The following is a 15,087-nucleotide window of genomic DNA, read 5'->3' as shown; positions in this document are numbered from 1 at the left end:
GCGCTGACGACATGGTCGATCGCTTCGGGTCAGAGTCCGAGGAGCCTGCGGACCGCCTGCTCGACCGCCAGGACTACCAGCGGCTCGGCCGAGCCGAAGCGGGTGGACAAGCGGTGCGGCGAGATGGCGCCGGCGTCCTCGCACCGGGCATAGCTGGTCGCCCTCAGGCCCGAGCTTCCCGGCTCGATCTCGATCCGGGTCGGCGACTCCCATGGTGTCCGCGTGATCGGAACGACCGTGACGACCGGCGGGTTCGAGTCCAGCCACGCCTGCGCGCTGAGCACCAGCACCGGCCGCGTGCCGCCCTGCTCGTGCCCGACAGGCTGCCCGAGGTCCGCGAGGTAGAGGTCGCCGCGCCTCACCAGTCGCCGGCCGCGCTGATGGCGTCATCAGCGCGGTCGGCGACGTTCTCCCGCATCGTCGCGACGCCGGCGTCGACCGCGTTCGCCGACTCGGCGTTCGCGCGCCGCACCTGCTGCCAGAACTGCTGCTCCTCCACCTGGTCGAGAGCAGCCGTCAGCGCCCCGGCGAGGGTCGTGCGCTCCTGCTCCGCGAGCCGCGACAGCCGATCGCGGAGGTCCTTGGGGACCTTGATCGTGGTCATGACAGACATACCGCGAGTATACCGTCAGGCATACCTGCGAGTCACTCCGCGTTTGGGCCTCGATCCATGGTCGGACCGACCCTGCGCGCTGCGCTCCGGGTCAGTCCTCCGCGCGGTGGTGCAGGACGCGGGCCACCTCGGCGATCGTGCCCGACATCGACGGGTAGACCGTCGCCGTCTCGGCCAGCTGGTCCGTGGTCAGGTGGTGCGTCACGGCGAGCGTCAGCGGGTAGATCGACTCGCTGGCACGGGGTCCGACCACCACGGCACCGAGCACGGTCCCGGTGGCGCCGTGGGCGAAGATCTTGATGAACCCGTCGCGCACGCCCAGCATCTTGGCGCGCGGGTTGCGGGCCAGCGGCAGCATGCTCACCGAGTACTTGACGCCCTGCTCCTGGAGCCGCGCCTCCGACGAGCCCACCGTGGCGATCTCGGGCGACGTGAAGATGTTGGCGGACACCCCGCGCAGCGACAGGGGCTTCACGGCGTCGCCCAGCGCGTGCGCCATGGCGAGGCGGCCCTGCATGGCCGCCACCGACGCGAGCGGCAGCACGCCCGTCACGTCGCCGGCCGCGTAGATGCCGCGGACGTTGGTGCGGGAGACCTTGTCCACCTCGATGTGCCCGGACGGGGTGAGCCGCACCCCCGCCTCCTCCAGGCCGAGGCCGGCGCTGGTCGGGACGGACCCGACCGCGAACAGCACGTGCGAGCCCTCGATCACGCGGCCGTCGGACAGGGTCACCCCGACGCCGTCGGCGGTCCGGCGGGCCCCCGCGGCACGCGACCGGGACATGACGGTCATGCCGCGCGTCTTGAACACGTCCTCGAGCAGCTGGGCGGCGTCGGCGTCCTCACCGGGCAGCACCCGGTCGCGGCTGGAGACGAGCACCACGTCGGCACCGAGCGAGGTGTACGCCCCGGCGAACTCGGCGCCCGTGACGCCCGAGCCGACGACGATGAGGCGCTTCGGCAGCGCGTTCAGGTCGTACAGCTGGGTCCACGTGAGGATCCGCTCGCCGTCGGGCCTGGCCTCCTCGAGCGTGCGCGGGGTGGCCCCCGTGGAGACGAGCACGACGTCGGCGTCGAGCGTGAGGTCGTCGACGCCCTGCGGGGTGGTCACGACCACCTTCGACGGACCCTCGAGGTGGCCGTGCCCGACCACGATCTTCACGCCCTCGCGCTCGAGGCGGGCCCGGATGTCTGCGGACTGCGCAGCCGCGAGCGCCTTGACCCGCGTGTTGACGGCGGCCAGGTCGATGCGGTGCCGCAGCTGCTCGAGCGTGCCGCCGACCGCGCCGGACAGCAGCGTGCCGTCGAGCCGGATGCCCAGCTCCGGGGCGCGGTCCGCGATGGTCATCCACTCGGCGGTGGCGATGAGGGTCTTGGACGGGACGACGTCGGTCAGCACGGCGGCGCCGCCCATCCCGGCCGCCTCCACCACGGTGACGTCCGCCCCGAGCCGACGGCCGACGAGGGCCGCCTCGTAGCCTCCGGGTCCGCCGCCGAGGATGACGACGCGGTTGGCTGCGGACTGCTGCGCGGGGGTGCTCACGGTCACCCATTCTGCCGGTCCGGCGGCGAGCGGCCAGGCGGGCGGTGGGCGTTAGCCTTCGACCATGAGCGACGTCACACCGGCCCCCGACCTCGACGACCCCGCGACGGACCCCTCCGACGTCGCCCGCGCCGCGGCCGCGTACATCGCGCAGGCCACCGGCGTGGAGCGCCACCACGTCGCCCTCGTGCTCGGTTCGGGCTGGGGCGGCGCCGCCGAGCTGCTGGGCGAGACGGTCGCCGAGCTGCCCAGCCACGAGGTGCCGGGGTTCGCCGCGCCGGCCGTCGTCGGTCACGTGGGCAGCATCCGGTCCATCCGCATCGAAGGCACCGACCGGCACGCCCTGGTGCTCGGCTCACGCACGCACCTGTACGAGGGCCGGGGCGTGCGGCGCGTCGTGCACGGGGTGCGCACCGCGGCCGCGACGGGCGCGTCGACCGTGGTCCTCACCAACGGCTGCGGCGGGCTCAACCCGGCATGGGGTCCCGGCACCCCGGTGCTGATCAGCGACCACCTCAACCTCACGGCCACCTCCCCGCTGGAGGGTGCGACGTTCGTCGACCTCACGGACCTGTACAGCGCGCGGCTGAGGGCGGTCGCGCGGGAGGTCGACGCCTCGCTTGACGAGGGCGTCTACGTGCAGTTCCGCGGTCCGCACTACGAGACCCCGGCCGAGGTCCGGATGGCCGGGACGATCGGCGGCGACCTGGTGGGCATGTCGACGACGCTCGAGGCCATCGCCGCGCGGCACGCCGGCCTGGAGGTGCTCGGCATCTCGCTGGTGACCAACCTCGCGGCCGGCATCAGCCCGGAGCCGCTGTCGCACACCGAGGTCCTCGAGGCCGGCCGGGCGGCCGGTCCGCGGATCAGCGACCTGCTCGCGCAGATCGTCCGTCGCCTCTAGGTGCAGGGGGCCCGGCGGCTTGAGTACGTTGGGCCCATGACCGGCGACGACGCATGGGCAGGCCTCGAGGCGCGGGTACAGACGTGGATCGACGACGACCCCGATCCCCAGACCGCTGACGAGCTGCGTGGCCTGCTCGACCTGGCCCGCTCCGCACCCCCGGCCCTCGCGCCCGGGCACGAGCCCGACCCCACGCAGCGGCAGGCGCTCGACGCCCGCGCGGAGGCACGCGACGAGCTGGCGGACCGGTTCACCGGCCTGCTCCAGTTCGGTACCGCGGGGCTGCGTGGGCGGCTCGGTGGCGGTCCGCACCGGATGAACCGGGCGGTCGTCATCCGGGCCGCGTCCGGGCTCGCCGACTACCTGCTGGGCGAGCTCGACGGTGTCAGCCCCCGCCCGCGCGTGGTCATCGGGTACGACGCCCGGCACAAGTCCGTCGACTTCGCGCGCGACTCGGCGGCGGTGCTCACCGCGGTGGGCATCGAGGTGCTGGTCCTGCCGTCGGCGCTGCCCACGCCCGTGCTCGCGTTCGCGGTCCGCCACCTCGGCGCCGACGCCGGGATCATGGTCACCGCGTCCCACAACCCGCCGCAGGACAACGGCTACAAGGTCTACCTGGGCGGCCGGGTGGTCACGGACTCCGGCCAGGGTGCGCAGATCGTGCCCCCTGCCGACGCCGCCATCGCCGCCGAGATCGCGCACGTGCCGTCCGTCGCCTCGGTCCCGCGGGCCGCGAGCGGCTGGACGGTCCTCGGGCCCGAGGTGCTCGACGCGTATGTCGCCTCCGTCGTCGCGCTGGCGCCCACCGACGACGCCACGCGCGCGGCGGCGAGGACGCTCCGCATCGTCCTGACCCCGCTGCACGGCGTCGGCGGCGCGGTGGCCCAGCGCGTGCTCGCCGAGGCCGGGTTCGCCGACGTGCTGGTGGTGCCCGAGCAGGCGGAGCCGGACGGCGACTTCCCGAGCATCGCGTTCCCGAACCCCGAGGAGCCCGGCGCCATCGACCTCGCGATCGGCCTGGCCAGCGACGAGGGCGCCGACCTGGTGATCGCCCTCGACCCCGACGCGGACCGCTGCGGCGTCTGCATCCAGGACCTGCGCCACCGGTCGTTCCGCGGCCCCGACACCGCCGAGGCGGAGGGCTGGCGCATCCTGCACGGCGACGAGACCGGGTCCCTGCTCGGGGCACGCCTCGCGTCCGCGCCGCACCCCAACGGGTCGGCCTTCGCCAGCTCGATCGTCTCGTCGCGCCTGCTCGGCAAGATCGCGCGTGCCGCGGGCTTCGGGTACTCCCAGACGCTGACCGGCTTCAAGTGGATCTCCCGCGTCGACAACCTGGTGTTCGGGTACGAGGAGGCGCTCGGCTACTGCGTGGACCCGGTCCACGTGCGCGACAAGGACGGGATCTCGGCGGCGGTGCTCGTCGCCGGCCTGGCGGCACGCCTGAAGGCGGAGGGGCGCTCGATCACGGACGCGCTCGACGACCTGGCCCGCGAGCACGGGCTGCACCTGACCGACCAGGTGTCCGCCCGGTTCGCCGACCTCTCGCAGATCGGCGCCACCGTGCAGCGGCTGCGCAGCCGACCCCCCACGAAGCTGGGTGGGTCCCGCGTCACCGAGGTGGTCGACCTCGCGACCGGGACCGAGGACGACCGGGACGGCCTGCCGCCCACCGAGGGGCTGCGCCTGCTCACCGCCGACGGGACGCGCGTCATCGTCCGCCCGAGCGGGACCGAGCCGAAGGTCAAGTGCTACCTGGAGGTCGTGCTCCCGCTGGACCCCGCGGCGGACCACAAGGCCGTCGGTCACGCCCGCACGGAGGCTCGCTCGCGGCTGGACGCCGTGGCCGCGGACGTGCGGACCGCGCTGGGGATCTAGGGGGTCGGGTCAGCGCGTCCGGGTGCAGCTGACCGGGGGCACCTGGAGGCCCGCGTCACCCGGGGCGGTGCCCTGGAAGCCGAACGTCGCGGAGCTCCCGTCCCGCAGGGAACCGTTGTAGCTCATGTTCTCCGCGGTCACCTGGGAGCCGCTGGTGCCCAGCCGGGCGTTCCAGACGGCCGTGATCTGCTCGCCCGCCGGGAGCGGCCAGGTCACCGCCCAGCCCTCCACGCCGGTGCTGCCCGCGGTGACGACGACCTGCCCCTGGAACCAGTTCTGCCCGTCCGCGGTCCAGTGGTTGGTGACCGTGTAGACCGCCGTGCACGCGCTCGCCGGCATCGGCTCCGGCGGTTCGACGCCGCCCTCCGTCGGGCTCGGGGCCTTGGTCGGCGTCGGCGTCGGTGCCGGCGGTGTCCTGCTCGGGGTCGGTGCGGGCGTGGCTGTCGCCGTCGGCGTCGGCTCCGGGGTGGGGGTGGCGGTGGGCTCGGGCGCGTTGCTGAGCGCCAGGTCGGCCGCCGAGAAGGGCGTCGGGGTCGCGTTCAGGTCCGCCAGGCTCGTCCGTCCGTCGCACCAGCGGGCGGGATCGAACGTCGTGTAGGTCCCCGAGTCGCAGGTGAACCCGACCACCGCGTCGCCTGCCACGAGCATGCTGCCGCCGAGGCGTGCGGACGAGCGGACGAGCGCGACGTCGCGCACGACGGCGCTGCCCTCGACGACCGCGCCGGCCTCGACCCAGGCGCGGCCCTCGATCCGCGCGGTGCCCAGCACCTGCGCGTCCCCCCGCACCACGGCGTCCGGCCCCACGAACGCGGTCGGGTCGACCGTCGCGGCGTCGTCCACCCAGCCGCCGCCGTTGGCGTGCCGGTGGCCGCCGGGCGTGACGACGCCCGCGTCGTCGACCACGCGCGCGCCGGAGAGCCGGAACTCGTAGGGGTACCGGGCGACCTCGCCGAACCCGGCGGTGGAGCCGTGCGCGTGGTTCTGCGTCGGGGTGCCGACGACGACCAGGTACACCTCCTGCTCGCCCGAGCGCAGCGTCAGCTGGACCTCCTGGTCGAGGCTCTCCGTGACGGGGCTGTACCGGGGCACCCCGTTGCGCAGGACGACGAACCCGAAGCTCAGGCCGGCATCGGCAGCGTCGGTGTGGCCGCGCAGGCGCAGGTGGATGTCCCGCGCGCCCGCGTCGGGCCGGAGGCGCACGATCGTGAAGCCGTAGTCGGACGGCGCGAACCCGTCGAGCACCCGGTAGTGCCCCGGGTCGTCCTCGACCGTCTCGACCGGGGTGGTCCGGTCCGCCAGCAGGACGGGGTCGAGGGCGCCGACCGCGGCAGCGATCGCGGACCGGTCCGTGAAGTCCCAGGTGACGGTGCGCAGCGCGTACTCGGCGACCCGCCGGTTGAGGTCAGCCTGGGTGAGGCCGGTGAGCCGCTTGTAGGCGCTCAGCGGGTCCTCGCCCTCCTGCGCCTCGCGCCACATGGTCCCCAGCAGCTGCTCGCCGTCACGCTCCGCGAGGTACTGCAGCAGCAGCCAGCCGCCGTCGCCCAGACGGGGGCTCGCCCAGTGCAGCTGCGGGCTGCGCACCACGTCGGCGGGGTCACCGATCCCTCCGGGCGCGGCCACGGTGGCCAGGTAGGCAGCGCTGGCCGCCCAGAACGTCGCGGCGTCGTCGGACGCGAACCCCCGCCCGGGTGCGTCCAGGGAGGCGAAGCCCTGCACCACCTCGGCGAAGCCCCGGGCCAGCTCCCACGACGGGTCGAACTCCGAACCCCCGGCGGCCGCCGGCTCGGCGGTGGCCGGTGACGTCGCGGACTGGTGTCCCCGGGCGGTCAGCGCCGGCACGTCCACCCGCAGCAGCCCGACGCCGTCGGTCACCGATCCGGTGACCCCGCGTCCGGGCTGCGAGAGCCCGCCGACCGAGGGGACGACGACGACGCCCGTGGGCGCGCCGGGCCCGTCGGACCAGGTCCCGTCGACGACCACGACGATCTTGTGCCGGGCGATCGCCCCGTCGTCGTCCACGACCCCCAGGTCGAACACGTCGAGCGCGTACAGGGCGTCCAGCTGGGCGACGGCCCGCGCCGCGTCGAACCGCAGCCCGGCCGGCGCCGCCGAGGGGTCGGCGCCCGCCCGGTCACCCCAGGCGAGGACCACGTCCTGGCCCTCGCGGACGTGCGCCTTCTTCCAGGACTCCGTCCATGCAGTCGGCACCACGACGGTCTTGTCGGAGCGGAGGTGCTGCACGGTCGCCCCCACGCCGAGCCCGGCCAGCAGGGCGACCAGGACCACGACGGCGACGATGCCGCCGCGTCCCCATCGCCCCATCCCCGCTCGTCCCCTCGCCTGGCGCACGCCGGCGCGCTCCCGAGGACTCGGGCCCGCCGCACGGCCGCCCCACTGTCGCCGACCGCCCCGGTCGAGTCAATTGGGGGCAGAAGTCCCGAACGGGTGATTCTCTCGGTCGAAGGCGTCGTCTGCTCATATGAGCAAAGAATGCAACGAGTGTTGCAGCGCGCGATGCCCGTGCCTACCCTGGACGAGATGAGAGGAACCGGATGATCGAGTCGGACGAGCTGCTGTCGATCCGCGCAGCCGAGCTGTACTACGAGGAGGACAAGACCCAGGACGAGATCGGGTCGATCCTCACGCTCACCCGATGGAAGGTCGGGCGACTGCTCGCGCAGGCCAAGGCCAACGGCTTCATCCGCATCGAGATCGTGCACCCGCGCGCACGCCGGCTGCCCCTCGAGCGCCGGCTGCGCGAGACCTGCGGCCTCACCGATGCGGTCGTCATCTCCGCCACCGGCGTCGACGACCCGGAGGAGCTCCAGTCGCGGGCGGCCCAGGCGGCGGCCGACTACCTCACCACCCTGCGCCCGGTCCCCCGCACCCTCGGCATCAGCTGGGGTCGCACCCTCGACGACGTCGCCCGGCACCTGCGGGACGGCTGGGCGGCCGACGTCGACGTCGTGCAGATCAACGGAGGAGTGAGCCTCAACCGGCGCGCGGGCACCGCTGCCTCCACCGCGGTCAGCATCGCGCAGAAGGCCGGGGGGCACGCCACCCTGCTGCCGAGCCCCGCGATCCTGGAGCGGCTGGAGACCAAGCGGGCCATCGAGTCCGACCGGGCGGTCTCGGCCGTCCTGGACCTGGCCGAGGGGGCGGACGTCTACCTGTTCAGCGCGGGGGCGGCCGACGCGGGCTCCGTGCTCGTCGACAGCGGCTACCTCACCGCAGAGGACGTGTCCGGTCTCGTCGGTCGAGGTGCCGTCGGCGACGTCGTCGGCAGGTACATCGACGCCGCGGGTGCCATCGTGGATCCCGGGCTCGACGAGCGGACCGTCGGTCTGTCGCTCGAGAACCTGCGCGCGGCGCGGCTCAGCATCGCGGTGATCGCGGGGGCGGCCAAGCACGCCGTCGCGAGCGCGGTCGTCGGCAGCGGCCTGTGCACCGTGCTCGTCACCGACGAGGAGACGGCCGTGCACCTCATCGAGAACCATCCATCCGCCCAGGACAGCGAAGGACAGCGAGGCACAGCATGACAGGCACCCAGATCGTCCCCGGGGAGCGCGCGATCGCGCTCCTGGGCGGTGAAGCGAACGACGCCAACCTGCGGCGCTACCTGCACGGCATCCCGGGGGTCGACGCCGTCGGCCTGGAGCAGCGCGCCGCGGGGCTCGACACCCGCTCCATCAAGACGACCTCCAAGGCATGGGCGCTCGACCGGATCATCGGGCTCATCGACCTGACCACCCTCGAGGGTGCCGACACGCCGGGCAAGGTGCGCTCGCTGGTGGCCAAGGCGGTCACCCCGGACCCGGCCGACCCCGGCTGCCCCCGCGTCGCGGCCGTGTGCGTGTACGGCGACATGGTCGGCCACGCAGTGCAGGCGCTGGGCTCCGCGCACGGCGACCCGGACCAGGGCAAGATCGCCGTGGCCGCGGTGGCGACGGCGTTCCCGAGCGGCCGCGCGTCGCGGTCGATCAAGCTCGAGGACACCGCGGACGCGGTCGCCGCGGGTGCCGACGAGATCGACATGGTCATCGACCGAGGCGCGTTCCTCGCCGGGCGGTACGGGCAGGTCTACGACGAGATCATCGCCGTCAAGGAGGCCTGCCGCCGCGCGGACGGGACCTACGCGCACCTCAAGATCATCCTGGAGACCGGCGAGCTGAACACCTACGACAACGTCCGCAGGGCGTCGTGGCTGGGGATCCTCGCGGGCGGCGACTTCATCAAGACGTCGACCGGCAAGGTCGCCCCGGCGGCCACGCTGCCCGTGACCCTGCTCATGCTCGAGGTCGTGCGCGACTGGTACCGGCTCAGCGGCGACAAGGTGGGCGTCAAGCCCGCCGGCGGCATCCGCACGTCCAAGGAAGCGATCAAGTACCTGGTGACCGTCGCCGAGACCGTCGGGGAGGAGTGGCTGACCCCCCACCTGTTCCGGTTCGGCGCCTCCAGCCTGCTCAACGACGTGCTGATGCAGCGGCAGAAGATGACGACCGGCCACTACTCCGGTCCCGACTACGTGACGATCGACTGAAGGGCCCCTGATGTCATTCCTCGAGTACGCCCCGGCCCCTGAGTCGCAGGCGATCCTGAACCTGCGCAGCGAGTACGGCCTGTTCATCGACGGCGAGTTCCGCGAGGGCCACGGCACGCCGTTCGCCTCCATCTCGCCGGCCACCGAGAAGCACCTCACGACGATCTCCACCGCGGACGACGCGGACGTCGACGCCGCCGTCGCCGCAGCCCGCCGCGCGTACGAGCGCACCTGGTCGCGGATGTCCGGCGCCGACCGCGGCAAGTACCTGTTCCGGATCGCGCGCGTGGTCCAGGAGCGCAGCCGCGAGCTCGCCGTGGCCGAGAGCCTCGACAACGGCAAGCCGATCAAGGAGAGCCGGGACGTCGACGTGCCGCTCGTGGCGGCCTGGTTCTTCTACTACGCGGGCTGGGCCGACAAGCTTGACCACGCCGGCCTCGGCGCCAACCCCGCGTCCCTCGGCGTCGCCGCGCAGGTCATCCCGTGGAACTTCCCGCTGCTCATGCTCGCGTGGAAGATCGCACCGGCGCTGGCCGCCGGCAACACGGTCGTCCTCAAGCCGGCCGAGACCACGTCCCTGACCGCGCTGCTCTTCGCGGAGATCGTGCAGCAGGCCGACCTGCCGCCGGGCGTCGTCAACATCATCACGGGCGCGGGCGCCACGGGCGTCTCGCTGGTCGGGCACGACGACGTGAACGCGGTCGCGTTCACCGGCTCGACACCCGTCGGCCGGGCGATCGCGAAGTCGGTCGCCGGGACGGGCAAGAAGGTCACGCTGGAGCTGGGCGGCAAGGCGGCGAACATCGTGTTCGACGACGCCCCCATCGACCAGGCCATCGAGGGCATCGTCAACGGCATCTTCTTCAACCAGGGTCACGTCTGCTGCGCGGGCAGCCGCCTGCTGGTGCAGGAGTCCATCCACGACGAGGTCGTCGACCGGCTGAAGTCCCGCCTGTCCACCCTGCGTCTGGGAGACCCGCTGGACAAGAACACGGACATCGGCGCGATCAACAGCGCCGCGCAGCTGGACCGCATCCGGGCGCTGAGCGACATCGGTGAGGCCGAGGGCGCCGAGCGCTGGACGGCCGAGTGCGCCATCCCGGAGAACGGGTTCTGGTTCGCGCCGACCATCTTCACCAACGTCTCGACCAGCCACCGGATCGCCCAGGAGGAGGTCTTCGGGCCGGTCCTGTCGGTGCTCACGTTCCGCACCCCGGCGGAGGCCATCGCCAAGGCGAACAACACCCCGTTCGGCCTGTCGGCCGGCATCTGGTCCGACAAGGGCAGCCGCATCCTGGCCGTCGCCGACAAGCTCCGCGCCGGGGTGATCTGGGCGAACACCTTCAACCGGTTCGACCCGGCGAGCCCGTTCGGTGGCTACAAGGAGTCCGGCTACGGACGCGAGGGCGGCCGCCACGGCATCGCCTCGTACCTGAAGACCGCCGCGCCCGTCGCAGCCCTCGAACCCACGCGCAAGACCGTCGCCAAGGGAGCCACCAAGTGACCCGCCTCGCCGTGCCCAAGACCTACAAGCTGTACATCGGCGGGGCGTTCCCGCGCAGCGAGTCCGGCCGGACGTACGAGATCGTCAGCGCCAAGGGCGCGTTCCTCGCCAACGCCTCGAAGGCCTCCCGCAAGGACGCCCGGGACGCGGTGGTCGCCGCCCGTGGCGCGTTCGGGGGCTGGTCGGGAGCGACCGCGTACAACCGCGGCCAGGTGCTCTACCGCGTCGCCGAGATCCTCGAAGGCCGTCGCGCACAGTTCGTCGCCGAGATCGTCGATGCCGAGGGCGTGTCCACGGCCGTCGCGACCGCCCAGGTGGACGCCGCGATCGACCGCTGGGTCTGGTACGCCGGCTGGGCCGACAAGTACGCGCAGGTGGCAGGCAACGCCAACCCGGTGGCCGGGCCGTACTTCAACATCTCGGTGCCGGAGCCCACGGGCGTCGTCGCGATCATCGCGCCGCAGGACTCGTCGCTGCTCGGGCTGGTCTCCGCGGTGGCCCCCGCGCTGGTCGCCGGGAACACGGTCGTCGTCGTGGCCGCCGAGCGGCTCCCCCTGTCCGCGATCAGCCTGTCCGAGGTCCTCGCGACCAGCGACGTGCCCAAGGGCGTCGTCAACGTGCTCACGGGGTCGCCCGCGGAGATCGCGCCCTGGCTGGCCAGCCACCAGGACGTCAACGCGCTCGACCTGGTCGGCGCCGGCGCCCTGGACTGGGTCGACCTCCAGATCGCGGCGGCGGACACCCTCAAGCGCGTGCTCCCGCCGGAGAACGGCCCGGACGCAGCGGCGCCGACTCTGGGCCGGATCACGTCGTTCGTCGAGACGAAGACCGTCTGGCACACCAAGGGCCTGATCTAGCCGGACGCCCGACGGGAACACCCTTGCACGCGTTCTGGACCTCTAAAACGCGTGCAAGGTTGTTCTCGCGCGCTCGCGGCACCTCCGCGAGGAGGTCAGGCGCGGTGGCGTCCGCCGCGCGCAGCCATGTAGGCGGGCCGGATGACCTGGTCGATCAGGGCGGACCGCTCGTCGTGGTGCAGGAACGAGTGCGCGGCGGCGGTGACCGCCACGTCGCGCAGGTCCACCAGGTCCCAGCCGGCCTCCTGGACCAGGAGCGTGAGCTCGCGGGTCATCGAGGTACCCGACTGGAGGCGGTTGTCGGTGTTCACCGTGACGGCGAAGCCCAGGTTCCGCAGCCGCGTGACGGGATGCGTGGCGACGGACTCCGCGGCACCCGTCTGCACGTTGGACGACGGGCACAGCTCCAGCGGGATGCGCCGGTCGCGCACCCAGTGCGCGAGCGTGCCCAGGCGGTCGCCCAGGCCGTCGGTGGTGACGTCCTCGATCAGCCGGACGCCGTGGCCGATCCGGCAGGCGTGCGCGACGTGCACCGCTTCGGCGATCGACTCGACGCCGGCCGCCTCGCCCGCGTGCACGGTCGCGGGGAAGTCGGCGTCCGCGAGCGTGGCGAACGCGGTGGCCTGCCGTGAGGGCGGGAAGCCGGCCTCGGCGCCGGCGATGTCGAAGCCGACCACCCCGTTGTCCCGGTTCTCCAGCGCGAGCGCGGCGATCTCGTCCCCGCGGTCGGCGTGCCGCATGGCGGTGATCAAGGTGCCGATCCGGATGGAGCGGCCCTGCGCCGCTGCCTCCGCGATCCCCTCGGCGAACCCCGCCTGGACCGCGTCGACCACCTGCTGGAGCGAGAGGCCCTTGCTGAGGTGCTGCTCGGGCGCGTACCGCTGCTCGGCGTACACGACCCCGTCGGCGGCCAGGTCCAGCACGGACTCGCGCGCGACCCGGCGCAGCCCGTCCTCGGTCTGCATGACGGCGACCGTGTGGTCGAAGGTCTCGAGGTACCGCTCCAGCGTGCCGGAGCTGGCGGCCTCGACGAACCAGCGCCCCAGCTCGTCGGGGTCGGTCGCGGGCAGCTCGTAGCCGATCTCGGCGGCGAGCTCGATGATCGTCGCCGGCCGAAGCCCTCCGTCGAGGTGGTCGTGCAGGACGACCTTGGGCAACGTCGGGATCAGCGCGACCAGGGCGGCGACGGGGTCGGTGGCCTCGGGCGGGTCGCTGGGGGCGTCAGCCACCGAGGGCTCGGAGGGGGAGGTCATGCGCTCACCGTACCGGGACGGACCGCCCACACCACCGCTCAGGCGTCGCCGTCCTCGTCGTCGGTCGGCACCTCGGTGTCCTGCTCCACCACGTCGGCCTCGTCCGCACGGCCGTCCCGGTCGGCCCGGGGGAACTCCGGCGCGTACTCCTCGGGGTCGGTGGCGTCGTCGGTCGACGCGTCGTCGTCGCCGAGCCGGCGCGGCACGTCGAGGTCCACCGGCGCCAGGCCGGCGTCCCGCCACGAGTCGTTCCCGGGCACGGTGCTCATGACCCCATCGTGCTCCCGTCGGCGCGCGCCCGGAAGGGTCAGGCGTCGATGCGGTCGATCACCAGGGGGCGCTGCGCGACGGCCGTGCCCATGGGTGCGACGACGACCGCACCGTCGAGCGCCTCCCGCGCGCGGGCGAACCGCTCGGGCGTGTCGGTGTGCAGCGTCATGAGCGGCTGACCCGCCCGCACGACGTCGCCGGGCTTGGCGTGCAGCTCGACGCCGGCGCCCGCCTGCACCGGGTCCTCCTTGCGCGCACGGCCCGCGCCGAGCCGCCACGCGGCGATGCCCACCGCGTACGCGTCCAGCCCGGACAGCACCCCGTCGGACTCCGCCAGGACCTGCTCGGTCTCGCGGGCCACCGGCAGGGCCGCGTCCGGGTCGCCGCCCTGGGCCGCGATCATCCGCTTCCACGCGTCCATCGCGCGCCCGTCGGTCAGCGCGGCCGCGACGTCCTGCCCGGGGCGTCCCGCCGCGTCGAGCATCTCGCGCGCGAGCGCCACCGTGAGCTCCACGACGTCCGCGGGTCCCCCGCCGGCCAGCACCTCGACCGACTCGCGCACCTCGAGGGCGTTGCCCGCGGTCAGCCCGAGCGGCGTCGACATGTCGGTCAGGAGTGCGACGGTCTTCACGCCCGCGTCCGTGCCGAGCGCGACCATCGTGCGGGCCAGCTCGCGGGCACGGTCCACGTCCTTCATGAACGCACCCGACCCCACCTTGACGTCGAGCACCAGCGCGCCGGTGCCCTCGGCGATCTTCTTGCTCATGATCGAGCTGGCGATCAGCGGGGTGGCCTCGACCGTGCCCGTGACGTCGCGCAGCGCGTACAGCTTGCGGTCGGCGGGCGCGAGGCCCGAGCCGGCCTGGCAGATGACGGCGCCGACGTCGTCGAGCTGCGCCATCATCTCCTCGTTGCTGAGCGCGGCTCGCCAGCCGGGGATGGACTCGAGCTTGTCCAGGGTGCCGCCGGTGTGGCCCAGCCCGCGGCCGGACAGCTGCGGCACGGCGACCCCGAACACCGCCACCAGCGGCGCCAGCGGCAGCGTGATCTTGTCGCCCACCCCGCCGGTCGAGTGCTTGTCCGCGGTCGGCCGCGACAGCCCGGAGAAGTCCATCCGCTCGCCGCTGGCGATCATCGCGGCCGTCCACCGGGCGATCTCGGCGCGGTCCATGCCGTTGAGCAGGATCGCCATGTTGAGGGCGGACATCTGCTCCTCGGCGACGACCCCGCGCGTGTACGCGTCGATGACCCAGTCGATCTGCGCGTCGCTCAGCCGGTGCCCGTCGCGCTTGGTGACGATGACGTCGACGGCGTCGAAGCTCTCGGTACTCATGCGCGCTCCTCCAGATCGGCGGGACCGAACGCGTCGGGCAGCACCTCGGTCATGGGCTTCACGCCGTGCGTCGTCTCGACGAGCAGGCGCGCTCCCCCGTGCTCCCACAGCAGCTGCCGGCAGCGGCCGCAGGGCATCAGCACGTTGCCGTGCTTGTCGACGCAGGTGAACGCGACCAGCCGCCCGCCGCCGGAGACGTGCAGCCCGGACACCAGCGCGCACTCGGCGCACAGGGTCACGCCGTAGGAGGCGTTCTCCACGTTGCAGCCGACGACCACCCGCCCGTCGTCCACCAGCGCGGCGGCGCCGACCGGGAAGTTCGAGTACGGCGCGTACGCCTTGTGCATGACCTCGGTGGCAGCGGAACGCAGGGCGTCCCAATCCACAGGGTT

General features: G+C 73.3%; 14 protein-coding genes. 6 read left to right on the top strand and 8 right to left on the bottom strand.

The features are described 5' to 3' along the window. Positions 1-29: 29 nt before the first annotated feature. The 3 genes from ACO06A_RS13155 to ACO06A_RS13145 form a co-directional block, all read right to left on the bottom strand. Positions 30-362, bottom strand: a complete 333-nt coding sequence (locus ACO06A_RS13155) for a type II toxin-antitoxin system PemK/MazF family toxin (protein ID WP_421732677.1) — start codon at positions 360-362, stop codon at positions 30-32. Beyond that, positions 359-613 (bottom strand): hypothetical protein, encoded by a 255-nt coding sequence (locus ACO06A_RS13150; protein WP_421732676.1) that lies wholly within the window; start codon positions 611-613, stop codon positions 359-361. The genes ACO06A_RS13155 and ACO06A_RS13150 overlap by 4 nt, the downstream gene beginning before the upstream one ends. A gap of 91 nt (positions 614-704) precedes the next feature. After that, the gene (locus ACO06A_RS13145) at positions 705-2,162 is read right to left on the bottom strand and encodes an NAD(P)H-quinone dehydrogenase (RefSeq protein ID WP_421732675.1); all 1,458 of its coding nucleotides are present in this window, start codon (positions 2,160-2,162) and stop codon (positions 705-707) included. Between the two features lie 58 nt (positions 2,163-2,220). On the opposite strand from ACO06A_RS13145, the gene ACO06A_RS13140 reads away from it, so the two are divergent. Together ACO06A_RS13140 and ACO06A_RS13135 are read left to right on the top strand one after the other, a co-directional pair. Next, entirely contained in the window at positions 2,221-3,060 is an 840-nt protein-coding gene (locus ACO06A_RS13140; protein ID WP_421732674.1) for a purine-nucleoside phosphorylase, read from the top strand. Between the two features lie 36 nt (positions 3,061-3,096). Then, a complete protein-coding gene (locus ACO06A_RS13135) occupies positions 3,097-4,938 on the top strand; it encodes a phospho-sugar mutase (protein ID WP_421732673.1) in 1,842 nt (613 codons plus the stop codon). 9 nt (positions 4,939-4,947) lie between these two features. Here ACO06A_RS13135 and ACO06A_RS13130 read toward each other — a convergent pair whose 3' ends face one another. Beyond that, positions 4,948-7,260 carry a DUF6055 domain-containing protein gene (locus tag ACO06A_RS13130; protein ID WP_421732672.1) on the bottom strand — a complete coding sequence of 771 codons (2,313 nt, stop codon included), beginning with the start codon at positions 7,258-7,260 and terminating at the stop codon, positions 4,948-4,950. A 230-nt stretch (positions 7,261-7,490) separates the two neighbouring features. On the opposite strand from ACO06A_RS13130, the gene ACO06A_RS13125 reads away from it, so the two are divergent. Genes ACO06A_RS13125 through ACO06A_RS13110 form a run of 4 tightly spaced genes read left to right on the top strand, consistent with a single transcriptional unit; the run spans position 7,491 to position 11,839 of the window. After that, positions 7,491-8,477 (top strand): sugar-binding transcriptional regulator, encoded by a 987-nt coding sequence (locus ACO06A_RS13125; RefSeq protein ID WP_421732671.1) that lies wholly within the window; start codon positions 7,491-7,493, stop codon positions 8,475-8,477. Further along, positions 8,474-9,478: a deoxyribose-phosphate aldolase gene (gene deoC / locus ACO06A_RS13120; RefSeq protein WP_421732670.1), complete on the top strand. Its 1,005-nt coding sequence runs from the start codon at positions 8,474-8,476 to the stop codon at positions 9,476-9,478. Before ACO06A_RS13125 ends, deoC begins: the two co-directional genes overlap by 4 nt. Before the next feature lie 10 nt (positions 9,479-9,488). Further along, positions 9,489-10,982 (top strand): aldehyde dehydrogenase family protein, encoded by a 1,494-nt coding sequence (locus ACO06A_RS13115; RefSeq protein WP_421732669.1) that lies wholly within the window; start codon positions 9,489-9,491, stop codon positions 10,980-10,982. Then, complete coding sequence (locus ACO06A_RS13110; RefSeq protein WP_421732668.1) at positions 10,979-11,839, top strand: aldehyde dehydrogenase family protein; 861 nt, start codon at positions 10,979-10,981, stop codon at positions 11,837-11,839. Before ACO06A_RS13115 ends, ACO06A_RS13110 begins: the two co-directional genes overlap by 4 nt. A 95-nt stretch (positions 11,840-11,934) precedes the next feature. On the opposite strand, the gene ACO06A_RS13105 is transcribed toward ACO06A_RS13110, so the two are convergent. Genes ACO06A_RS13105 through ACO06A_RS13090 form a run of 4 tightly spaced genes read right to left on the bottom strand, consistent with a single transcriptional unit; the run spans position 11,935 to position 15,081 of the window. After that, positions 11,935-13,092, bottom strand: coding sequence for an adenosine deaminase (locus tag ACO06A_RS13105; protein WP_421732667.1), 1,158 nt, complete (start codon positions 13,090-13,092; stop codon positions 11,935-11,937). Between the two features lie 38 nt (positions 13,093-13,130). Beyond that, positions 13,131-13,361: a hypothetical protein gene (locus ACO06A_RS13100; protein ID WP_421732666.1), complete on the bottom strand. Its 231-nt coding sequence runs from the start codon at positions 13,359-13,361 to the stop codon at positions 13,131-13,133. A gap of 38 nt (positions 13,362-13,399) precedes the next feature. Continuing rightward, positions 13,400-14,695 carry a thymidine phosphorylase gene (locus tag ACO06A_RS13095; protein WP_421732665.1) on the bottom strand — a complete coding sequence of 432 codons (1,296 nt, stop codon included), beginning with the start codon at positions 14,693-14,695 and terminating at the stop codon, positions 13,400-13,402. Next, complete coding sequence (locus ACO06A_RS13090; protein ID WP_421732663.1) at positions 14,692-15,081, bottom strand: cytidine deaminase; 390 nt, start codon at positions 15,079-15,081, stop codon at positions 14,692-14,694. Before ACO06A_RS13090 ends, ACO06A_RS13095 begins: the two co-directional genes overlap by 4 nt. Positions 15,082-15,087 lie beyond the last annotated feature (6 nt).

The sequence above is a fragment of the Cellulomonas sp. genome (assembly GCF_965229465.1).
Classification (GTDB): domain Bacteria; phylum Actinomycetota; class Actinomycetes; order Actinomycetales; family Cellulomonadaceae; genus Cellulomonas.
This window is presented reverse-complemented; position numbering and strand designations above follow the sequence as displayed.